General features: G+C 42.2%; 17 protein-coding genes. 16 read left to right on the forward strand and 1 reads right to left on the reverse strand.

Translation table 11 applies throughout. The features are described from left to right. The first annotated feature begins 44 nt into the window (after positions 1-44). The 16 genes from leuC (at position 45) to VQ643_RS00575 (ending at position 20,621) form a co-directional block, all read left to right on the forward strand. Positions 45-1,466: a 3-isopropylmalate dehydratase large subunit gene (gene leuC / locus VQ643_RS00500; RefSeq protein WP_414197216.1), complete on the forward strand. Its 1,422-nt coding sequence runs from the start codon at positions 45-47 to the stop codon at positions 1,464-1,466. Between the two features lie 11 nt (positions 1,467-1,477). After that, complete coding sequence (gene leuD, locus VQ643_RS00505; protein WP_414197218.1) at positions 1,478-2,125, forward strand: 3-isopropylmalate dehydratase small subunit; 648 nt, start codon at positions 1,478-1,480, stop codon at positions 2,123-2,125. Between the two features lie 9 nt (positions 2,126-2,134). Further along, complete coding sequence (gene leuB, locus VQ643_RS00510) at positions 2,135-3,217, forward strand: 3-isopropylmalate dehydrogenase (protein WP_414197220.1); 1,083 nt, start codon at positions 2,135-2,137, stop codon at positions 3,215-3,217. Positions 3,218-3,297: 80 nt separating this feature from the next. After that, a complete protein-coding gene (gene asd, locus VQ643_RS00515) occupies positions 3,298-4,410 on the forward strand; it encodes an aspartate-semialdehyde dehydrogenase (RefSeq protein ID WP_414197221.1) in 1,113 nt (370 codons plus the stop codon). Positions 4,411-4,709: 299 nt separating this feature from the next. After that, a complete protein-coding gene (locus VQ643_RS00520; protein ID WP_414197222.1) occupies positions 4,710-7,361 on the forward strand; it encodes a FimV/HubP family polar landmark protein in 2,652 nt (883 codons plus the stop codon). A 488-nt stretch (positions 7,362-7,849) separates the two neighbouring features. Continuing rightward, positions 7,850-8,344 carry a hypothetical protein gene (locus VQ643_RS00525; protein ID WP_414197224.1) on the forward strand — a complete coding sequence of 165 codons (495 nt, stop codon included), beginning with the start codon at positions 7,850-7,852 and terminating at the stop codon, positions 8,342-8,344. 5 nt (positions 8,345-8,349) lie between these two features. After that, positions 8,350-8,574 carry a hypothetical protein gene (locus VQ643_RS00530; RefSeq protein ID WP_414197225.1) on the forward strand — a complete coding sequence of 75 codons (225 nt, stop codon included), beginning with the start codon at positions 8,350-8,352 and terminating at the stop codon, positions 8,572-8,574. A 1,030-nt stretch (positions 8,575-9,604) separates the two neighbouring features. Then, positions 9,605-10,465, forward strand: a complete 861-nt coding sequence (gene truA, locus VQ643_RS00535) for a tRNA pseudouridine(38-40) synthase TruA (RefSeq protein WP_414197226.1) — start codon at positions 9,605-9,607, stop codon at positions 10,463-10,465. After that, the gene (locus tag VQ643_RS00540) at positions 10,462-11,082 is read left to right on the forward strand and encodes a phosphoribosylanthranilate isomerase (protein ID WP_414197228.1); all 621 of its coding nucleotides are present in this window, start codon (positions 10,462-10,464) and stop codon (positions 11,080-11,082) included. Before truA ends, VQ643_RS00540 begins: the two co-directional genes overlap by 4 nt. Positions 11,083-11,222: 140 nt before the next feature. Then, the gene (gene accD / locus VQ643_RS00545) at positions 11,223-12,116 is read left to right on the forward strand and encodes an acetyl-CoA carboxylase, carboxyltransferase subunit beta (RefSeq protein ID WP_414197230.1); all 894 of its coding nucleotides are present in this window, start codon (positions 11,223-11,225) and stop codon (positions 12,114-12,116) included. Continuing rightward, on the forward strand, positions 12,116-13,387 hold the full coding sequence (folC, locus tag VQ643_RS00550; protein WP_414197232.1) for a bifunctional tetrahydrofolate synthase/dihydrofolate synthase: 1,272 nt from the start codon (positions 12,116-12,118) through the stop codon (positions 13,385-13,387). The genes accD and folC overlap by 1 nt, the downstream gene beginning before the upstream one ends. A gap of 78 nt (positions 13,388-13,465) precedes the next feature. Next, entirely contained in the window at positions 13,466-14,074 is a 609-nt protein-coding gene (locus VQ643_RS00555) for an SPOR domain-containing protein (RefSeq protein WP_414197233.1), read from the forward strand. A gap of 77 nt (positions 14,075-14,151) precedes the next feature. Beyond that, the gene (locus VQ643_RS00560) at positions 14,152-14,658 is read left to right on the forward strand and encodes a CvpA family protein (RefSeq protein ID WP_414197235.1); all 507 of its coding nucleotides are present in this window, start codon (positions 14,152-14,154) and stop codon (positions 14,656-14,658) included. 49 nt (positions 14,659-14,707) lie between these two features. Further along, positions 14,708-16,213: an amidophosphoribosyltransferase gene (gene purF, locus VQ643_RS00565; protein ID WP_414197237.1), complete on the forward strand. Its 1,506-nt coding sequence runs from the start codon at positions 14,708-14,710 to the stop codon at positions 16,211-16,213. Positions 16,214-16,271: 58 nt separating this feature from the next. Then, positions 16,272-17,486: an O-succinylhomoserine sulfhydrylase gene (locus VQ643_RS00570; protein WP_414197238.1), complete on the forward strand. Its 1,215-nt coding sequence runs from the start codon at positions 16,272-16,274 to the stop codon at positions 17,484-17,486. Positions 17,487-17,579: 93 nt separating this feature from the next. Continuing rightward, positions 17,580-20,621, forward strand: coding sequence for an autotransporter outer membrane beta-barrel domain-containing protein (locus VQ643_RS00575; protein ID WP_414197240.1), 3,042 nt, complete (start codon positions 17,580-17,582; stop codon positions 20,619-20,621). A 1-nt stretch (position 20,622) separates the two neighbouring features. Here the strand turns inward: VQ643_RS00575 and VQ643_RS00580 are convergent, their stop codons facing one another. Continuing rightward, entirely contained in the window at positions 20,623-22,086 is a 1,464-nt protein-coding gene (locus VQ643_RS00580) for a PLP-dependent aminotransferase family protein (RefSeq protein WP_414197241.1), read from the reverse strand. Positions 22,087-22,180: the final 94 nt, after the last annotated feature.

Here is a 22,180-nt window from a genome sequence, read left to right on the forward strand (position 1 = left end):
AAAAACTGTGCGAATAACACTACCGTATAGATGAGGATGCTCTGATGGCTGGTAAAACGTTGTACGATAAATTATGGGAAATGCATGAAGTGAAACGCCGTGATGACGGTTCTTCATTGATTTATATTGACCGTCATATTCTGCATGAAGTTACTTCTCCTCAGGCATTTGAAGGGCTACGTTTAGCTCAGCGTAAACCATGGCGGATTGATGCTAATATCGCTACTCCTGATCATAACGTACCAACAACGAAAAAAGAGCGTGATGGTGGCTTACAAGCTATTGCAGATGAAGTAGCGCGTATTCAAGTAACTACCTTGGATGAAAACTGTGATGAGTTTGGTATCGTTGAATTTAAAATGAACGATATTCGCCAAGGCATTGTGCATGTAATAGGGCCTGAACAAGGGGCTACTTTGCCTGGCATGACGGTAGTCTGTGGTGATTCTCACACCTCAACTCATGGTGCATTTGGTGCCTTGGCGCATGGCATTGGTACGTCAGAGGTAGAGCATGTATTAGCGACGCAATGCTTGGTTGCTAAAAAAATGAAAAATATGCAAGTACGTGTTGAAGGCAAGTTGCAACAAGGCGTGACGGCAAAAGATGTCGTTTTAGCGATTATTGGCAAGATTGGTACCGCCGGTGGCACAGGCCATGCAATTGAATTTGCCGGTAGCGCTATTCGTGATTTATCTATTGAAGGGCGCATGACTATTTGCAATATGGCGATCGAAGCCGGTGCACGTGTAGGCTTAGTCGCTGTAGATGAAAAAACGATTGATTATGTTAAAGGGCGTACCTACTCACCAAAAGGTGATGACTGGAATAAAGCAGTCACTGTATGGCAAAACCTAGTGTCTGATGCAGATGCACATTTTGACAAGTTGGTTGAATTGCGCGCCGAAGATATTATTCCGCAAGTCAGTTGGGGTACCTCGCCAGAAATGGTTTTGGCTGTTGATCAAACCGTTCCTGATCCAGCTAAAGAATCTGATCCTGTTAAGCGTGATTCTATTGAACGGGCTTTGAAATACATGGGACTGCAGCCTAATCAGGCGATCAAAGATATTAAAATCGACCGTGTATTTATTGGTTCATGCACTAACTCTCGGATTGAGGATTTACGAGATGCCGCTAAGGTGGCTAAAGGACGCAAAGTGGCTGCGGGAGTAAATGCCATGGTTGTGCCAGGCTCAGGCTTAGTCAAAGCACAGGCAGAGCAAGAAGGTTTGCATCAGATCTTTCTTGAAGCAGGTTTTGAGTGGCGTGAACCTGGCTGTTCAATGTGCTTGGCAATGAATCCAGACAAATTAGCTTCAGGTGAGCATTGTGCGTCTACCTCCAACCGTAACTTTGAAGGGCGCCAAGGCAATGGTGGGCGCACGCATTTAGTGAGCCCTGCTATGGCGGCGGCGGCAGCGATTGCTGGTCACTTTGTTGATGTTCGTGAATTGTTAAACTAAGGAGCCCAAAAATGAAAGCATTTACTCAGCATACAGGTATGGTTGCTCCATTAGATCGCGCCAATGTGGATACTGACCAAATCATTCCTAAACAGTTTTTAAAATCAATTAAACGAACAGGTTTTGGACAAAACCTTTTTGATGAATGGCGTTATTTAGATGAGGGCTATCCAGGGCAAGATTGCTCAAAGCGTCCATTAAATAAAGATTTCATTTTGAATCAGGCACGCTATCAAGGTGCTAGTGTGTTATTAGCACAAGAAAATTTTGGCTGCGGTTCCAGTCGTGAGCATGCACCTTGGGCGCTGGATGAGTATGGATTCCGTTGCGTGATTGCACCTAGTTTTGCCGATATTTTTTATAACAATAGCTTTAAAAATGGACTGTTGCCTATCGTATTAAAACAAGAGGAAGTGGACGCTTTATTTGCGCAGGTAGAAGCCAATGAAGGCTATTGCTTAACAATAGATTTAGACCAGCAAAAAGTAATGCGTCCTGATGGTATCAGTTATAGCTTTGAAGTAGATGCTTTCCGTAAGCACTGCTTATTTAATGGGTTAGATGACATTGGATTAACCTTGCAAGATCAGGACGCAATCAAAGCATTTGAGGCTCAACATAAAGCTAGCCAACCTTGGTTATTTGGCGCAGTTAAATAGGAATGAAGTATGACTAAGCAAATTTTAGTATTGCCTGGCGATGGTATTGGCCCAGAAATTATGAGCCAGGCCGTCAAGGTGCTTGAGCAAGTAAACCAGCAGTTTAATCTTGGCTTTTCTTTAGTCGAAGATGTTATTGGCGGTGCTGCTATTGATAAGCATGGCGTTCCTTTAGCCGATGAGACCTTGGCGCTTGCGCATAAGTCAGATGCTGTATTGCTAGGTGCTGTTGGTGGTCCTAAGTGGGATACATTAGATCGAGCTATCCGACCTGAGCGTGGCCTGTTAAAAATTCGCTCAGAAATGAAGCTCTTTGCTAATTTACGCCCTGCAATGTTGTATAAACAACTGGCAGAAGCCTCTACCTTAAAACCTGAAGTAGTATCGGGCTTAGATATTTTAATTGTGCGTGAGTTAACAGGCGGCATTTATTTTGGTAGTCCACGCGATACAGTTACTTTGGAAAATGGTGAGCGTAAGGCCTTTGATACCCTGCCATACAGTGAAAGTGAGATTCGCCGTATTGCTAAAGTAGGTTTTGAAATGGCGCGTCTACGTAATAAAAAATTATGCTCTGTAGATAAAGCTAATGTTTTGGAATCAAGCCGTTTATGGCGCGAAGTTGTGACTGAACTGGCAAAAGACTATCCAGATATTGAGTTAAGTCACATGTATGTCGATAATGCCGCTATGCAATTAGTGCGAGCTCCAAAACAGTTTGATGTCATTGTCACAGACAACATGTTTGGTGATATCTTGTCTGATGAAGCCTCTATGTTGACAGGTTCTATAGGCATGTTACCTTCTGCATCACTTGATGCGCAGAATAAAGGCATGTACGAACCTTGCCACGGTTCCGCCCCCGATATCGCAGGGCAAAACCTAGCTAATCCATTAGCTACTATATTGTCCGTTTCAATGATGCTACGTTATAGCTTCAATGAAGTGCGAGCGGCTGATGCTATTGAGCAGGCTGTAAGTCAGGTGCTTGACCAAGGGTTGCGTACAGGTGATATTTTTAGTCATGGCATGACTAAAGTAAGTACAGATGCAATGGGTGACGCAGTAGTCACCGCGCTTGCAAAGCTGTAAGCTGTTCGGTCCCGTCGTTTTGGCTATTTTAATAGATAGTCAAAAAGGCGGGTTATTTCTTTATACAGGTGTAGTTGCAGATGAAACGTGTAGGTCTTATCGGTTGGCGTGGCATGGTTGGCTCAGTCCTCATGCAGCGCATGCAAGAAGAACGTGATTTCGATTTAATCGAGCCTATCTTCTTTACCACATCCAATGTTGGCGGTCAGGCTCCTGAAGTGGGTAAAGATACGCCTACGCTTAAAGATGCCTATAGTATTGATGAGCTAAAGACCTTAGATATTATTATCACCTGTCAAGGTGGTGACTACACAAATGAAGTATTCCCTAAGCTGCGTGCTGCAGGCTGGCAAGGCTATTGGATTGATGCCGCCTCCGCATTACGTATGGAAGATGACTCCGTTATTATTTTAGATCCTGTTAACCGGAAGGTAATTGATCAGTCCTTAGATGCAGGTCGTAAAGATTTTATTGGCGGTAACTGTACAGTTAGCTTGATGTTAATGGGCTTAGGTGGCTTGTTTGAGGCGGGCTTGGTTGAGTGGATGAGTGTGATGACTTATCAAGCAGCCAGTGGTGCAGGCGCACAAAATATGCGCGAACTAATTAAGCAGATGGGTGCTATCCGTGACAGTGTAGCTGATGAGTTGGCCGATCCTGCCTCTGCTATTTTAGATATTGATCGTAAAGTGGCGCAGATGCAACGTAGCGAACACTTCCCTACTGAACATTTTGGGGTACCGCTAGCAGGCAGTCTTATTCCTTGGATTGACAAAGCGCTGCCTAATGGTCAAAGCCGTGAGGAATGGAAAGGCCAGGCTGAAACTAACAAAATTTTAGGGCGCTTTAAAAACCCTATTCCTGTAGATGGTATGTGCGTCCGTATTGGTGCTATGCGCTGCCATAGTCAAGCGCTAACTATTAAGCTAAACAAAGATGTGCCTTTAACAGATATTGAGCAGCTCATTAGTCAGCATAATCCTTGGGTGAAGCTGGTACCTAATCAGCGAGAAGTTTCTATGCATGAATTAACACCTACTGCTGTAACAGGAACTATGAGTATTCCTGTAGGTCGTTTGCGTAAATTGAATATGGGATCACAGTTTTTAGGTGCATTCACTGTAGGGGATCAATTACTATGGGGTGCAGCTGAACCATTGCGACGTATGTTGCGAATTTTACTGGAACGTTAAAATAGCTGCTGTAAATCAAAGAAAGGTCGCTAAAAAGCGACCTTTTTTATTAATCTTTGTTTTTCATGTTAAATCAATGCTTTAATTTGTGCAGCACGTCCACTAAATCAGACGCTTAAGTTGATAATTTAGACTCAAAGGTTGATGTAACATCTTGAATTAGAATTGAGTCAAAGAAAAAATAACGTATACATACGTTAATTGTTTGTTTTCAGTTAACTCACGTCTGGCTATCATGGTTGTGATGATGAAAGCTTTACATGGCCCTAATGTGGGAAAGAATTAAGGGATAACTTCATATGCTTCAGGTTCGCAAGTTGGTGTTGGCAATTGCAGCCGTGACTACATTTTCTTCCAGCGCTGCTTTTGCGCTTGGCCTTGGTGAGATTAAAGTTCACTCTAAACTCAACCAACCGCTAAATGCAGAAATTGAACTGTTAGACACTAGAGGTCTTACGGCAACAGAGATGAAACCTGCTTTAGCTTCGCCTGAAGACTTTGCGATGGCGGGGGTTGATCGTAACTATGGCCTAACTAGCCTTAGGTTTACGCCTATTATTAAAAATGGCAAAAGCTACGTGCGTGTAACTACGCAAAAGCCTATAAACGAGCCTTATCTTAATTTCTTAATGGAAATGGTATGGCCCGATGGTAAGTTGCTACGTGAGTACACCTTGTTGCTCGATCCGCCAAACTATGTGCCGCAAAAAATTGTTTATGCGCCCGCTGTAGCGCCTAGTCTTGCTCCAGTGACTGTGACGACCGCGAGCGAGCCATTAACAAAGCAGCCACCGCAAGTAGCACCTAATAAAACAGCGGCAGAGCAACCCGCAGTTGCTGCCAATCAACCACGTGTTGCTCCAACTCAGCCACTGTCAAAACCTTTACCTGCAAGCGCTGTACAGCAGCAGACTGCAAGTAAGCAGCCATCTACTCCTGCTAAAGGACAAGGTGCTCAACAGGCTGGCGAGTATAAGGTTAAGAAAAACGACACATTATGGGACATTGCCAACGAAGTTTCGGGTGGTCGTAACGTCAACCAAACCATGCTGGCGTTGCAGGACTTAAACCCTAAAGCCTTTATCAATGGTAATATTAACCAGCTTAGAGAAGGCTATACCCTACGTACACCTTCTGAACAAGAAGTGCGTAGCCGTACTCGCGCACAAGCCATTGCTGAAGTTCAAAACCAAAATAGTGCTTGGCGTAATGAGCCAGCCCCTAAGCGTCAGTTAGATGCTGGTCGAGTAGCACAGGCTGGTTCAGCACCATCTAAGGTTGCAAAACCTGACCAACTGCGTATTGAGGGCAGCTCTGGTAAGGGGCAGCAAGGCCAGGATCGTGGTAATACAAATAATGCAGCCTTAGCTGCAGAGTTAGCTCAATTAAAAGAGTCAATTGATTCTTTACGCTTAGAAAATCAAGAATTGCAAAGTCGTGTTTCTGACTTAAATAGTCAGTTAACTAAGGCACAGCAGATCGCTCAGCTGAAAAGTAATCAACTTGCTCAGTTGCAAGAATCCTTAGCCAAACAGGAGCAGGCTGTAAAACCAGAGGCAGTCGCAACTCAGCCTGAAGAGGTTAAACAAAACGAGGACGGCTCAGAGGAAAAACCTGATACAAATGCATTGCCAGCTGTTAAGCCAGCAGCGCCAGAGGTTTCTACTGCTACTGTGCCTGAGGTACAAGAGTCCCCAAAGTCTGAACCCCAGCCAGAGCCAAAAGCTGAGTCTAAACCAGTCTATAGTGAGCCTGAGCCATTTGTAGATGATAGCTCATTCTTAGAGTCATTATTGGCTGACCCAGTAATGATGGCTGCTGTTGGTGGGGGGGTAATTTTACTATTACTTGTTGCGATATTAGCTCGTCGTCGTCTTGCTGCGAAAAAAAATGCAAATCTTGAAGAAGATTCAACAGTTACTGCTGTTGAGCTACCTGTTGCAGCAAAGTCCGCCGTTCCAGCAGCTAATATTATTGACTCTCCAGTACCCGATGCTGTAGATACCGTTTTAGAAGATGCTGATACTTATATTAAGTTTGGACGCTTTCCAGAAGCTATAGAAGTATTAGAGCAAGCAATAGGTAAACAACCAAAGCGTATCGATCTACGCAATAAGTTAGCAGGGCTCTATGCTCAAACAGGTAATAAAGATGCTTTTAATACTCAGTTACGCGAGTTGCAGGCATTAAATGCAGACACTGAAGTGCAGTTTTTAAGTGTTAAGTTTGCTGAGCTCGTTGAAAAAGCGCCTGAGCTATCAGATGATCTGCTAGATCTGGAGTTTAATGTAACTAGTCCTGCACCGGCTCAAACCAGTACAAGCACGGAATTTGACTTCCAGGAAGAACAAGCAGCTGCCACACAAGGCACCGATGATTTTGACTTGTCTAGCTTCGAAGCGGAGTTGAATGATGCATCAGCTAGCTTAGATGCAGGTTTTGCTGAACTTGATTTAACGGAAAAGCCAGTACAGCCATCTGAGCCGGTTATTGAGCCTCAGGCCGCATCAACTGAAATGGAATTTAACCTAGATGAGTTAGCTCAAGAGCCAGAAGTTCAAGTAGCTTTACCTGAACTAGAGCCAGAAACGCCATCTACGGATGAGTTACTAACTGAGCTTGACCAAATGTTAGATGTGGCAGACAACACTGTTGCCTCGACAACTACCAAAGACAGCGACTTTGATTTCTCATTACCAGAAGATAATTTTGCATCTGCAGCACCTATGGATGAGGTTGCAGTTGCTGATGAGGGCTTTGCTTTTGAGGAAGGTGATGACTTCAATATGCTAGAAGGTACAGATATGAACGCAACCAAACTGGATTTGGCTCAAGCCTATATTGATATGGGTGACAAAGACGGCGCGCGTGATATTTTAAATGAAGTTCTAGCTGAAGGTAACGACCAGCAGAAGCAAACGGCACAAGGGCTCATTGCAAAACTAGGATAGTTTGTAAATAATGAGTCATTATGAAAGGCAGCCAATATGGCTGCCTTTTTATTTTAATGTAGTTAGATAAATACAAGTATTTTCTGTTTTTTGGAGTATTTATGAGACTATGTAACGTTATAAAAAGTATTCTTTTTTAATATTTACTGCTTTATTATTTGGTCATCTGATAGGGTTTTTTTTGATATTAAAGGCTAATCTTGTTGGCTGTTTTATTCGTTGTTTAGATAAGATTAAATTATGCGGGCTTGGCCCAAGCTTCACTATTTTTAGAGTATTATGGCTTAGGTTTTATTGTGATAAATTCTTGCAGGTCAAATAGGTTATAAGTCTATACGCAGGAATAGCTCGTGGTTGATTCTATTATTTTATATAAAGCGGAGTAGGAAAATTGGAAAAATAAATAATAAATAGTTGATAAATTTTTTTTATTGATTTTAAAAAAAATTATGTCAAGATATCTAAAATTAATTGTAAGAGATAAAAATATGAAATATACACAATACCTAAAAAGCTTAATTTTTCTTGTTTTTCTTATACCACTGACCGTCAATGCCAAAACAGAGCAGTTTGGTAGGAATAACTTTAAAATTGATAAGTGCGTGTTAGTGAAGGATGCATTCTTTAGGGAGAATCAATTTAACTCTTATACCTTACTGGTGCAGTGCGCTGATCTTGATGAAATGCAAGCCTATGCAAACGGTCAGCGTAAAAGCTTTATGGTGTATACCCTCCCACAAGGACGCTACTCAAAGAATGGTACAAAGGGAATAAAACTTCCTGTACACCATAAAAAAGGTGCCGTCTGGACCTTTATTTTTAACTATCATCCGCGTACTGGCCAATGGATGTGGGATCATATCTATGCACAAATGACAGCAAAGCCATTTAGTAAGTGGGAAGATGCTATGGGATCAGACCCTGAGATTACATACTCTGAATATGTGACGACTGTTGATAAACTCCTTTCTGGTGAGTGGTAATTAATATGAAAAAAATAGCACTTATTCTGACGTTGTCACTACCCATTTTTATCTCAGGCTGTACTAACCCAGAAGGTTTTTTTGAAGTTTTACTTGATCCGGAAACAGGTGTATTAGCGCCTAAGGGTGGTGCTAATACAACCAATACTAATCGGAGAATGGGTACAATGAAACCAGATACAGCGGTACAAAAAGAAGCGCAAGCTTATGCGAGACAGTTGTTTAGATAGTTTATTAGGTTGAAGCTAACCTAGTGTAAAAACCCGCCTTGGCGGGTTTTTTCTTATCAAGAACAACGGTGTATTGGCAACAATGATATAGCTGATACACCCATGGCATTATTTAATAAACATATTTTAAAATATCTAGCTAAGGTGTTGAACCATCAGTAATCGCTATGCGAAATTCAAGCTAGGTTTATTTGTGAGCCAGCTTGAGTGTATTAAGCTACCTTTATTGAGAAGGTATCTAAAAGATGGAGTATGCACAGCATTGAGCTAATATTAAACAAATATGAGCCGCTCTCTAATACTGCTAATACAAGGCCGATGTTTGCTAAAGGATGCAAAGTCAAATAATTAAGTTAATCATAATTAGAAAGCTTTAATACTATCGCGTGGTGCAAAATATTCTTATTCCTTTGCATTCTTTTCTTCAACTTCACGACAGCCTTGAGCCGCATGTGCTCTAATATTGTGTGCGCCTATGGCATCCTAGCTCCAACCTGTATTTTGGGTTATAGGTGACCAATGCACAGAGATGCAACCGCTAGAGAAACTTACAACAGCCTGACATTGACCAGTCTGCCCAGTGTTATTACGGATACAATATTTTTCAGCTTCTCTCAACGCCTTATTTTTGATGGCCAATTTCATACACCTCCTGTAGCCCCAGTTTGCTTATTAATATAGACAGTCTCAATAGTTAGCATGAGCACTTGTTATTGGGGTCGAAAAGAAGGGTAAAGCTAAGCTAAGTTTTTAAACAGGCTCATAAATTTACTTTTTAATACAGTACTAGATATATCTATACTATCAGGATTTCAACTCATAACCTGAAGTATGAGCAAGTAAACAGGCAAATCTTTAGTAAAGCCTAGAGGTCGATTCAGCTGAGTAAAAAGCCAGCAGAGAGTAAAGTCTGTATGCTGCGATATGATTTTTTGTATAGACTGCAATTTTGTTTTGGGTAAAACAAAAATAGCTCTAAATAGGTGGTATCTTTGATTCTGAAATTTAATAGAATATCCGTATTTTCAATATGTTAGATATAGATAAAGCAGTTAATACAGCTACCTCTGGCATAGCTAGAATAGCCTTAGGCGTTGAGTATAAAGGCTCAAGCTACCGAGGGTTTCAACGCCAGCCAGATGGAATTCCAAGCATTCAGGCTTGTTTAGAACAGGCGCTAAGCCAAGTTGCAGGTGGTGCGGAAATCAGCTTGACATGTGCTGGACGAACCGATGCTATGGTACATGCCTGTATGCAGGTAGTGCATTTTGATACGCCAGTAATGCGCACAGAGAAAGCCTGGGTTATGGGCGCTAATAGTTATTTGCCTGCTGATATTAGCGTGATTTGGGCAAAACCTATGCCAGTTCATTTTGATGCGCGCTTTAGTGCTTATGCTCGGCGCTATCGCTACGTTATTTATAGTGATTTAATACGTCCAGCGCATATGCATCAAGAAGTCACATGGACCTATAAAAAGCTTGACCTAAATAAAATGCAACAAGCGGCTGATTTGTTATTGGGTACGCATGATTTTAGTTCTTTTCGAGCAGCAGAGTGTCAAGCTAAAACACCTATAAAAACAGTGTATCACGCTAAGATTTTGGCTTTTGGTCAGTTCCTTGTGCTTGATATTCGAGCAGATGCTTTTTTACATCATATGGTACGCAATATAGTGGGAGTTTTAATGCGCATTGGTGCAGGAGAGCGCCCAGTGAGTTGGATGCTAGACGTTTTAGCTGCAAAAGATCGCAAGCAAGCTGATGTTACGGCGCCGCCTTATGGACTTTATATGATAAAGGCAGATTATCCAGAAGAGTTTGCTGTTCCTAAACGCTATTTAGGACCTCATTTTTTATCAGCCTTACCCGATGTGGAGCAACAGCAATGAAGTGGGTGCGTAGCAAAATTTGTGGCATCACTCGGATTGAAGATGGACTTTGTGCTGCGCATATGGGAGCAGATGCCATTGGGTTGGTTTTTTATGAAAAAAGCCCTCGTTATGTTGGTTTAGATCAAGCACGCAGTATTGTTCAAGCCATGCCAGCCTTTGTTAGTATTGTAGGCTTATTTGTGAATGCACAAGCAGCGCAGATTAAGCAGACTTTTGACTATGTTGGTTTAGACTTGATCCAGTACCACGGCGATGAGACGGCTAGCTTTTGTGAAGCCTTAGCCTTGCCTTATATTCGAGCGTTGCGTATGCAGCCTGATGTAGATATTGCGCAAGTAGCTAAAACCTATGTCAATGCTAGAGGTATTTTGCTTGACTCGTATGTGCCAGGTTTGCCAGGCGGAACAGGTGAGGTATTTAATTGGTCGTTGATTCCTTCATTAGATAAACCGTTAATTTTAGCCGGTGGTTTATCTAGCACTAACATTGCCCAGGCTGTAGCTCAGGTGCAACCTTGGGCGGTAGATGTGAGTGGCGGTGTTGAACAAGCGAAGGGTATTAAAAGTGCCGAAAAAATAACTGATTTTATGCAGGCTTTGCGCGCTAATAGATAGCAATAAATGTGACGAGTAAGTTAAAACTACCGTCACTGCTAGTAATTAATTTAACGAACACTGCGTGGGCAGATAATTTTGCCCAGCTTAGATTTTAATGACTGTGTCCAAAACACAGTAACGGCTGGAGTACTTCTCTAATGAGCAACTGGTTAGTTGATAAACTGATTCCCTCTATCATGCGTTCTGAAGTAAAGAAAAGCACGGTCCCTGAAGGTTTATGGCATAAATGCCCATCCTGTGATGCTGTTTTATACAAGCCCGAACTAGAAAAATCACTTGATGTTTGCCCAAAATGCGATCATCACATGCGAGTTAGCGCCCGCAGTCGCTTAAATATTTTCTTAGATGCAGAAGGTCGTGAAGAAATTGGTGCTGAACTAGAGCCAGTTGACCGTCTCAAGTTCCGTGATAGTAAACGCTATAAAGACCGTTTATCAGGTGCACAGAAAGCAACCAAAGAAAAAGATGCATTAGTTGCTATGAGTGGCAGTTTAAATGCAATGCCAATTGTTGCCTGTGCTTTTGAATTCTCCTTTATGGGCGGTTCGATGGGCGCTGTGGTAGGTGAAAAGTTTGTGCAAGCAGCAAATGTGGCGCTTGAGAAAAAATGCCCATTTGTATGTTTTGCTGCATCAGGTGGCGCTCGTATGCAAGAAGGTCTGATCTCGTTAATGCAAATGGCTAAGACATCTGCCGTATTGGCACGTTTACGTGAACAAGGTGTTCCTTATGTTGCCGTGTTGACCGATCCAATCTATGGTGGTGTTTCTGCAAGCTTGGCTATGTTAGGTGACATTAATGTTGCAGAACCAAAAGCCTTAGTAGGCTTTGCAGGACCTCGTGTAATTGAGCAAACAGTACGTGAAAAGCTACCAGAAGGTTTCCAACGCAGTGAGTTCTTGCTTGAGCATGGCCAAGTAGATTTAATTATTCATCGCAAAGATATGCGTACTCGTCTAACTCAAGTTTTACGCCAAATGATGAATTTGCCCGCTCTGGAAGCGACAGAGGAAGAAAAAGAGATCGCCTAATGCAACATCGTAACCTTGCGCAGTGGTTAGCCTATTTAGAGCAGCTTCATCCTAGTGAAATTGATATGGGGTTGGAGCGTGTTAAACAAGTAGCAACGAGGCTAGGTTTAACCAAGCCGGCTAGTAAAATCGTTACTGTTACGGGTACCAATGGTAAAGGCTCTACCTGCGCCATGTTGGCTGCTTTATTACAAGCACAAGGACTTACGGTGGGTGTGTATAGCTCTCCGCACATGCTTCGTTATAACGAACGTGTGCGAATTAACGGCAAAGAAGTATTGGATGATGCGTTATGCCAAGCTTTTGAGAAAATAGAGCAGGCACGAGGTGATATCTCATTAACCTATTTTGAGATGGGCACCTTGGCAGCCTTTGATATTTTTAGCCATGCTGGTCTAGATGTGGCCATTCTTGAAGTGGGTTTAGGTGGGCGTTTAGATGCCGTAAATATTGTGGACGCAGATATCGCCATTGTAACTAGCATCGCTGTTGATCATACAGAGTATTTGGGTAATACCCGTGATTCTGTTGCTTACGAAAAATCAGGGATTTTTCGGCAAGGGAAAATAGCAATCTGTGGCGATATAAACCCACCGCAAACCTTGTTGGATCGAGCAACAGAAATAGGTGTGGATCTCTACCTACGCAGCCGCTGCGATTTTGATGTTGCAGTAACGGATGAGCATTGGCATTGGCAAGGGCAAGACGCACAGCACCATAAGTTGCAAATTAATAACCTGCCTATTATTAACTTGCCTATTGATAATGCCGCTATTGTATTGCAAGCCTTTGAATTGCTATCAGCCCAACTAAGCGCTGAAGAAATAGGCAAGGTATTACAACAAGTACAAATGCCGGGGCGTTTGCAAGCCATTGACTATGTACTGCTGCATAAAAGGGTACATCTTCTGTTAGATGTTGCACATAATCCCCATGCTGCACAGTATTTAGCACAGCGTTTATCTCAAAAACCTAAACGTCGTTTAGCTGTGTTCAGTATTTTAAACGATAAAGAAATGGGTGCTGTATTAGAAAGCATGTTGCCATTAATTGATACTTGGGCAGTAGCCAGTTTGCCTACGCCACGTAGTCGTACTACAGAGGATATGCAGGCAACATTACAGGGTTTAGGCGCTTCAGTTCTAAGTTATGAAAGTATTGAACAGGCTTTGTTAGCTCAGTGTGAAAAAGCAAATGCTGATGATGAGGTGCTTGTTTTCGGCTCATTCTTTACAGTTGCCCAAGTACTTGCATTACTTGAGAAGAATTAACTGCAAAATAATGGAACTGAGTTTAAGCTATACAACCTAAAGAACATTCGTTCACTTTCCAACAAAGGATGTAAGTTTATGGCAGTTTTCACGGGTCAATTAAAGCAGCGTATTGTGGGTGCTTTGGTTTTAATTGCCTTAGCCGTTATTTTTTTACCCATGTTGTTTAAAAAAGATGAACAGCTTGTTGAGCAGCCAGTTCAGGTGAGTGTTCCTCCTACGCCTATAGCGCCTAGTCAGCCGGTAGTAGATACTGCACCCGTGGTAGTGCCTCAACCTACACCTCCTGTTATTCTAGAGTCTCCTGTGACGCCACCAGCAGCGCAGCCTAGCATTGAGCCTATAGCTCAGCCAAGTAAGCCGGTTATTGCTGAAACAACAAGGCCTGTAGCACCACCGGCTAAGCCCGAAACTAAACCAGCGCCAATACCAAACAAACCTGTGGTAAGCGCAAGTGCAGGGCAATGGGCTGTACAGTTGGCACGTTCTAGTGATGAAAAAAATGCTAAGCAATTAAGCGAAAAATTCCGTGCAAAACAATACAAAGCCTATATCAGCAAAGAATCAGGCTTTTACTACGTACGCATTGGGCCTTTGGTCAAGCGTGATGACGCCCAGCAAATGTGCAAACAACTGAAAGCCCGTGAACAGCAAGACTGCTTCGTTGTTACTTATAAAGCCAAATAATTAGTATATTAAAGCTTACCCGAAACTTAATGCTCTGATAAAATGCCCGTCTGATTTAGCTACCTAGGCATTTTATCGTGGCATTGATTTGGGTTGACTGGGTGATTATTGCGATTATTGTGATCTCAGCCGTAATAAGTTTAGTACGTGGCTTTGTAAAAGAAGCACTTTCTTTGATTACTTGGGTGATTGCAGGACTTATCGCATGGCTATTTGGTAGCGCCTTAGCACCGCATTTAGAACCTTATATTGATACACCTTCAATGCGGGTTATCGTGGCCTGTACCATTTTATTTGTAATTGCTTTATTACTGGGCGGCTTGGTTAATTTCTTGATTTCGCAATTAATTAAGGTGACAGGGCTCAGTGGCACTGATCGTGTATTAGGAATGGTGTTTGGTGCGGCGCGTGGAGCAATGTTAGTAGTTATCGCTGTTGGTTTGTTAAGCTTAGCGCCTGTTCGTCAAGATCAATGGTGGCATGATTCAGCATTGATTCCTCACTTTTTAGTTATGGCTGATTGGTCAAAAAACTTAATGTTAGACTGGTCTGCTGGCTGGATAACAGATGCAAAAGCATCTTAATTGAGCATTTTGGTGCTCATAGCCTAAAATCAATAGGGGTTTTCTCTACATGTGTGGCATTGTTGGAATCGTCGGTAAATCATACGTCAACCAAGCATTGTATGATGCGTTAACTGTTTTGCAGCATCGTGGTCAAGATGCCGCTGGCATAGTTACCACGCAAAATGGTCGTTTGTATCTACGCAAAGACAATGGACTGGTCAAAGATGTGTTTCATACAAGGCACATGAAGGAGCTACACGGTAATATTGGTATTGGCCATATTCGTTATCCAACAGCAGGTAGCTCATCTAACGCAGAAGCACAGCCTTTCTACGTTAACTCCCCTTATGGCATTACTTTGGCTCACAATGGTAATTTGACCAATGTTGAGCAATTAACCAAAGAAATTTATGAAGCTGATCTACGCCATATAAACACTGATTCAGACTCGGAAGTTTTACTGAATGTGTTTGCTAATGAGTTAGCAGAGCGTGGCAAGTTGCATCCTACTGAAGATGACATTTTTGCAGCGGTAGCAAAAGTACATCAACGCTGTAAAGGTGGATATGCCGCTGTTGCCATGATTACAGGCTATGGTTTAGTAGCGTTTCGTGATCCTCATGGAATTCGCCCTGTTGTATTTGGCCAACGTCATACTGATGAAGGCGTTGAATATATGGTTGCCTCGGAAAGTGTTGCATTAGATGTTTCTGGATTTAACCTGATTCGTGATATTGCACCAGGTGAAGCTATTTACATTACTGAAAATGGCAAATTACACACACGTCAATGTGCGAGCAATGCGCAGTTGGCACCTTGTATTTTTGAGTATGTTTATTTAGCTCGACCTGACTCTATCATTGATGGTGTATCTGTCTACTCAGCGCGCTTACGCATGGGCGAAAAGCTAGCTGATAAGATTCAGCGCATACGTCCCGATCATGATATTGATGTTGTTATACCTATTCCAGATACCAGTCGCACTGCAGCTTTAGAAGTAGCAACACGTTTGGGTATTAAGTTTCGCGAAGGTTTTGTTAAAAATCGCTATATTGGCCGTACTTTTATTATGCCAGGACAAGCTGTACGTAAAAAATCAGTACGCCAAAAGCTAAATGCCATTGGCCAAGAGTTTGCTGGTAAAACAGTATTGCTGGTAGATGACTCTATTGTGCGTGGTACTACCTGTAAACAAATTATTCAGATGGCGCGTGAAGCAGGAGCAAAAAAAGTTTATTTCTGCTCTGCGGCTCCAGAAGTTCGCTATCCAAACGTCTATGGCATTGATATGCCTAGTGCACATGAACTCATTGCACATGAGCGCACCGTAGATGAAGTGGCTGACTTAATCGGTGCTGACTGGCTAATCTATCAAGATTTAGACGATCTTAAAGATGCTGTCGGTGGCGGCGTAGAAAAAATAGAACATTTTGATTGTGCTGTGTTTGATGGGCATTATGTTACAGGCGACATTGATGCGAGCTATCTACAGCACATTGAAGATGAACGTAACGAACTATCAAAAAACGCTCGAAGGGGAGCGAATGCTGTAATAGAATTGCACAATAACTAATAAAAAGGCCAAATCACTGATTTGGCCTTTTTTGTTTATAACCAAAGAAGGTAAGCATATGTCAATTGAATGGGATGCAGGGCGTTTAAATAGTGATTTGTCAGATGTAGCACAAGATACATTTGCAGTGCGTGGTGGGCAACATCGCACGCCAGAAGCAGAGCATGGCGAACCAATGTTTATGACATCTAGTTATGTATTCCAAAGCGCAGAGCAAGCGGCGGCAAGCTTTTCAGGCGAACTGGGTGATGTGAATGTTTACTCACGTTATACCAATCCTACTGTGCGTGTATTTGAAGAGCGCCTCGCCGCACTGGAGCAAGGTGAGCAAGCCGTAGCAACTGCCTCAGGTATGTCGGCCATCTATGCTGTGGTTATGAGCTTGTGCTCATTAGGTGATCATATTCTGGTATCACGCAGTGTGTTTGGTGCCACCATCAGTTTGTTTGATAAATACTGTAAGCGTTTTGGTTTAGAAGTCGACTATGTTGAGCTAGATGACCTCAATGCCTGGAAAGCAGCTTGCAAGCCAAATACCAAATTATTCTTTTTAGAATCGCCTTCTAACCCATTAGCAGTGGTTGCTGATATTCGAGCAATTAGTCAAATTGCACATGCAGCCGGTGCTTTATTAATGGTCGATAATTGTTTTTGTACACCTATTGTGCAAAAACCATTAACCTTAGGCGCCGATATTGTTATTCATTCAGCTACTAAGTTTATTGACGGGCAAGGGCGTTGTTTAGGTGGTGCAGCGGTAGGGCGCGCTGAGCATATGAAAGAACTAACAGGCTTTTTACGTACTATTGGCCCGACTATGAGCCCTTTTAATGCCTGGGTATTTCTCAAAGGTTTAGAAACCTTGCATGTGCGTATGAAAGCACATTGTCAATCGGCCTTAGAGTTGGCTCAATGGCTAAGTCAGCAAGACAAAATAGAAAAAGTCTACTACACAGGCTTAACTGATCATCCTCAGCATGAACTTGCGAAATCACAACAAACACTGTTTGGTGCTGTACTGAGTTTTGAGGTGAAAGGTGGACGTGAAGCGGCATGGCGTTTTATTAATGCAACACGTATTTTATCCATTACCTCGAACTTAGGTGACACAAAAACTACTATTACCCATCCGGCAACCACCACCCATGGTCGCTTGTCAGATGAAGATAAAAGGCAGGCCGGCATAGGCGAAAATCTTATACGTATCTCAGTTGGACTCGAAGATATCAATGATCTTAAAAATGACTTTGAGCGTGGTTTAAGTTCTATTTAGTGCTTGTTTTTACTAAAAACGTGAAAGGACTCACGATGTATATGCTTAAAATATGAAATTATATAAAGTATATAAAACTAAAGGATATAGTTTATGTTTGCCTTTCAGCGGAAGAAACTCGCCCACGCTATTTTATTGTGCAGTGTGTTGCCTATTGGAGCTCAGGCTGCTTCTTATGAAGATGCTTACGATTTAGGTTTTATGGCATGGACCAATATGGGTATCTCCACAGGCTCAGGTCGCATTGCTGAAAGTAATCAACTACAAGCACAAGAATTTCTTTATCTAATTAACAATAATAAAAATGCGGATGTGGGAGATTCTGCCTTATACATGGTAGAAAAAAACTCAGCATTGACAATATTGACTGACCATGACAATCCAGATGATCCTGGTTTTAATAGCACAATTATTTCTTCATATACTGAAAATGCTAAAACAGGTATTGCTGTAAAAATTGGCAATAACCATTTTACAGAAGCTGAAAAACCTTCATTAAGTGGTAGTAGCGGTGCTGATTTTTTTGCCGATAAAACAGGTATATTAGCTAATAGTGCTAATGTGGACTTAAAAAATATCAGTATCTCTGCATTAGATACAGGTCTTAGCATTGAAGATGTGACTTATGATCGCAGAGGCAATGTGATAGCTAAAGGGGCAGGCAGTAAAGTCAATTTAGAAAACTTTAAAATTCAATTTGATGCCAATCGTTTTAATACTGTTATCAATGATATCTCTAGCAATCCACCTGATACTCCTGCCAACTTTACAAATGATCAAAAAACCAATGTAGGCGTTTATGTAGATGGTACAGGCATAAAAGGCGAAACCATTGTTAACTTAAAAAGTGGTGAGATTCATACGCAAGGTGCTGCAGTGAATGCCTATTCTGCGGCCACTGTTAATTTAGATAACGTTAACATCTCCACGCAACAAACGGCTGGCGGTAGCATTAATGCTTCCAATAAAGATACCCTTGTCAGTATCAAAAATTCTGATATTAAAACCAGATCTATTGCTTTAGGTGCAGATGCAGGTGCAGAAATCTATATTGAAGATAGCCATATAGAACGTCAGAACAGCGCATGGGGTGCTGTTGCGCAAGGAGAAAACTCAAAAGTTACCGTTAAAAACACAGATATGACTTTAACCTCTGGTGGCGGTGCTGCTGGCGACTATGGCTTTACACCCGCAGGCGCTACTGCGCGCAGCGGCGGAAAAGTTGTGCTAGATAATGTGCGAATCAAAGATCAAGCCACTGGTATAGATAGCATGAAAGGCATTTTTGCTGACTCTAAAGGCGAGGTTGTAGGTAATGCAGTTACTTATACCTCAGCTGAAAAGCTAACCATGGGTGTTCAGTTTAGTGACGAAGGCAAAGTAACGCTAACTAACTCAAAGTTTGAACTGACAGGACAAGGTTCTGCTGGTGTAGTGGCGAGTGGTGGCACATTTACAGCGAATAATACTGAGTTTAGTAGTGCAGGTGCATTAATAAGAGTTTATGAAAGAAGCTCAGGTTCTTCAGCTATCAACCTCAATAATGGCTCGAAATTTGTTTCAGATACTGTGTTGTTAAGAAATGATTTTGTACTAGATCCATTTGAAGATAGAGAAGTTAAACTCAATGCAGATAACTCAACCCTAGGCGGCAGAATACTTGGCGGCTTCACCACTGATGTTAGCTTAAAAAATAATACCACTTGGTCTTATTCGGGTTTATCCACTGTGCGGGCTTTAACATTAGATAACGCAACTATCCAATTGAGCAAACCAGCTGCTGGGCAACACAATACACTAGAAGTCGACACTTTAAATAGCACAAACGGCGTGATTGAACTTTGGACTGAATTTAATGCTGATGCTTCAAAGACAGATAGAATCCTTATAAATGAAGAAGCAACAGGAAAAACTGGGCTTCGTTTCCGTAATGCTGGTGGTACAGGTGAGCAAACCATAAAAGGCATTAAAGTGGTAGACGCCGTTGATAATTCAGAGCAGGGTGGGCCGAAGGCGACAACCACTACAGATGCTTTTTTTATTGATCCGTTATCCGATGGCTACCGCCAAGATAAAACAGATACCATTGCCGTAGGTGCTTATAACTATAAATTAAAACGTGGCCATCGAGCGGATGAGAATGAGAGTAACTGGTATCTTGTCTCCTCTTTAGAAGGTCAAGACAATAGTGGAGATGAGGATAGCTACCGCCCAGAAGTTCCTGCCTATTTTTCCAATAATCAGATGGCCCGTAACTTACAGCGTCATAAATGGCAAGATCGTAAAGGCCAAACAAATGGTATTGCGCAAGACAGTGTTGGCTGGATCCGTGTGCAATCAGATAAAACCTCCTTTAGTGATCAGTTTGACTCTAAGCGCAAAAGTACAAGTCATCTAATACACTTTGGGGCTGATGTAGTGCGCTATGAGTTGTCAGATGGTAGCCGTTTTGATTTGGGTGTAATGGGCTTATTGGGTAAAGCAGAAACCAAAGCTAAAGCACAAGCTATTCATGCCAAGGCTAACCTAGATAGCTATAATATTGGTGCTTATGCTACTTGGCAACAAAGCCCAAGCAGCAAAACAGGCAGCTATGTTGATACATGGCTATTGCATGGTTGGAATAGTAATAATGTCAAAGGCGACGGTTTATCCAGTGAAAAATATCATTCACAAATGACCTCTGTATCGCTTGAAGTAGGGCATAACTTTTTGCTAGCCAGTAGTGCAAACCAGCAATGGTACTTGCAACCACAGGCTCAGGTTATTTGGAATAAAGCCAATAATGGCTCTCATACAGAGAAAAGCACAAAAACACATATCAAATGGGATAATAAAAATGAAGTCTCTACTCGTTTAGGCGCGCGTTTAGCAGCAGAATTAGACTTAGAGTCAGGCTCACAGTTATTACCCTTTATTGAGCTGAATTATTGGCGTAATCCAAAAGACCAACATATGCAATTTGGTAATGAGCAAGTCAAAGACAAGTTGTCCACCTCAGCTGTTGAAATGGCTATTGGCCTGCAAGGGCAGGTCAATGATGACATCCAAGTATGGACGCGCTTTGGTGTTCAGCAAGGACAGCGCCATTATCGTAATATGAACGGTCAGGTTGGTGTAACCTTTAAGTGGTAAATTAATTAAGGCCGGCGCTGATGCCCGTCATCTCGCAGGCCTTGCTTCCCGTGCGCGCCAGAGCATATTTATACTGTTCATTGAAAGGATAGCAACAAGAAATACGTAATGCATTGCTAAACCTCCCGCTAGGCGAGTAGAGCATGCCAGGTGTTAAGCAAATATGTTCTTTCAGTAATTGCTGATGCAGTTCGACCGTATCTATTTTACCTGGTAATTCAACCCAAAATACAAAACCACCTTGAGGCTTAGTCGCACAGGTTCCTTTTGGAAAATGCTGTGCAATGATAGCCTGTGCTTGGTTCATATTCTCACTATAGCGTTTACGCAATTTGCGTAAATGATGGTCATAGCCACCAACAGCTAAAAACTGTGCAATAGTTTCACAGAGCAGTTGTGATTCAGCGACTGAGAGCATATTTTTTAGTTGTTGTACGGATTGACTAAAGCGTCCAGCACTAATCCATCCAATGCGAAAGTCAGGCGCTAAAGTTTTTGTAAAGCTTGAACAAAACATAACCCAGCCGTGTTTATCAAAGGTTTTTACTGCAGGCAGAACTTGATCAAATTGCAGTTCGCAATAAAGCCCATCCTCGATAAGGGGAATTTCATACTGATTAACTAATTGAGCTAGACGTTTTTTCGCGGCTAATGGCATGCTGCAGCCAAGAGGGTTATGTAAGTTTGGCATGCAGATAATAGCCTGTATTCGTTTTTGCTCAAGCAGCATCTCTACCGCTTCAATTGATAGCCCTGTTTCGGCATGGGTTGGGATCTCTAATACCGTCAAGCCCATACTGGCGAGCAATGGCATTAAATAAAAATAGGTTGGAGATTCTAGCCCTACACAGTCGCCAGCTTTGGTTACTGCGCGTAAGGCTAAATGCAAAGCATCGACGCAACCGTGGGTGATAGTGACTTCGTTGGCATCTGTAACTATGCCTAAATCGAGCATGCGACGTGCAATTTGTTGGCGCAGATTTAAGCTGCCAGGCGGTAAAGCATAACTACCAACGAGCTGAGGTTGCTGCCTTAGCAACTGAGTCATAATTTTCCCAAGCTTTTCACGCGGGTAGAAATCTGAGTCTTGAGTGGGGCATGCGAGCGAAATATTGGTGAATTCTGGGTTTTGTTGTGCGGCAAAAGTGGTATCAATCAAGCGTAAAACATTGGGTTTAGGTGCAGCACTCACACTATGGCTGGTCAGCGTATGTTCAAGTTTAGGTAATTGGTTACGAATATAAAAACCAGATTGCGGGCGTGCCTCAATAAATCCTTGATCTTCTAAATGGCGGTAGGCAGCAATCACCGTATTGATACTGACAGAATAGGTTTTGGCTGTGCGTCTGACCGATGGAAAACGAGCGCCTGCTTTAAAAACATGGGTTTGAATAGCATGAGCTAGCTTTTCACTCAATTGATAATAGAGGGGGCGGTTATCTTGTAAATCCAGCGTAGTAGGCACAGTTCTCTCCAATGTAATGGTTACAGTTTAGTAAAATAAAAACTGTAACCATTACAATACATAAATACTGAATCTGTATCTATGATTAATCTTA

The organism is Pseudomonas sp. F1_0610, from assembly GCF_047470865.1.
GTDB lineage: Bacteria > Pseudomonadota > Gammaproteobacteria > Pseudomonadales > Pseudomonadaceae > JAZDRH01.

What these genes read in the sequence shown, in the direction of transcription:
- leuC (WP_414197216.1), top strand. Translation starts at nt 45, where the DNA reads ATGGCTGGTAAAACGTTGTACGATAAATTATGGGAAATGCATGAAGTG.
- leuD (WP_414197218.1), top strand. Translation starts at nt 1,478, where the DNA reads ATGAAAGCATTTACTCAGCATACAGGTATGGTTGCTCCATTAGATCGC.
- leuB (WP_414197220.1), top strand. Translation starts at nt 2,135, where the DNA reads ATGACTAAGCAAATTTTAGTATTGCCTGGCGATGGTATTGGCCCAGAA.
- asd (WP_414197221.1), top strand. Translation starts at nt 3,298, where the DNA reads ATGAAACGTGTAGGTCTTATCGGTTGGCGTGGCATGGTTGGCTCAGTC.
- VQ643_RS00520 (WP_414197222.1), top strand. Translation starts at nt 4,710, where the DNA reads ATGCTTCAGGTTCGCAAGTTGGTGTTGGCAATTGCAGCCGTGACTACA.
- VQ643_RS00525 (WP_414197224.1), top strand. Translation starts at nt 7,850, where the DNA reads ATGAAATATACACAATACCTAAAAAGCTTAATTTTTCTTGTTTTTCTT.
- VQ643_RS00530 (WP_414197225.1), top strand. Translation starts at nt 8,350, where the DNA reads ATGAAAAAAATAGCACTTATTCTGACGTTGTCACTACCCATTTTTATC.
- truA (WP_414197226.1), top strand. Translation starts at nt 9,605, where the DNA reads ATGTTAGATATAGATAAAGCAGTTAATACAGCTACCTCTGGCATAGCT.
- VQ643_RS00540 (WP_414197228.1), top strand. Translation starts at nt 10,462, where the DNA reads ATGAAGTGGGTGCGTAGCAAAATTTGTGGCATCACTCGGATTGAAGAT.
- accD (WP_414197230.1), top strand. Translation starts at nt 11,223, where the DNA reads ATGAGCAACTGGTTAGTTGATAAACTGATTCCCTCTATCATGCGTTCT.
- folC (WP_414197232.1), top strand. Translation starts at nt 12,116, where the DNA reads ATGCAACATCGTAACCTTGCGCAGTGGTTAGCCTATTTAGAGCAGCTT.
- VQ643_RS00555 (WP_414197233.1), top strand. Translation starts at nt 13,466, where the DNA reads ATGGCAGTTTTCACGGGTCAATTAAAGCAGCGTATTGTGGGTGCTTTG.
- purF (WP_414197237.1), top strand. Translation starts at nt 14,708, where the DNA reads ATGTGTGGCATTGTTGGAATCGTCGGTAAATCATACGTCAACCAAGCA.
- VQ643_RS00570 (WP_414197238.1), top strand. Translation starts at nt 16,272, where the DNA reads ATGTCAATTGAATGGGATGCAGGGCGTTTAAATAGTGATTTGTCAGAT.
- VQ643_RS00575 (WP_414197240.1), top strand. Translation starts at nt 17,580, where the DNA reads ATGTTTGCCTTTCAGCGGAAGAAACTCGCCCACGCTATTTTATTGTGC.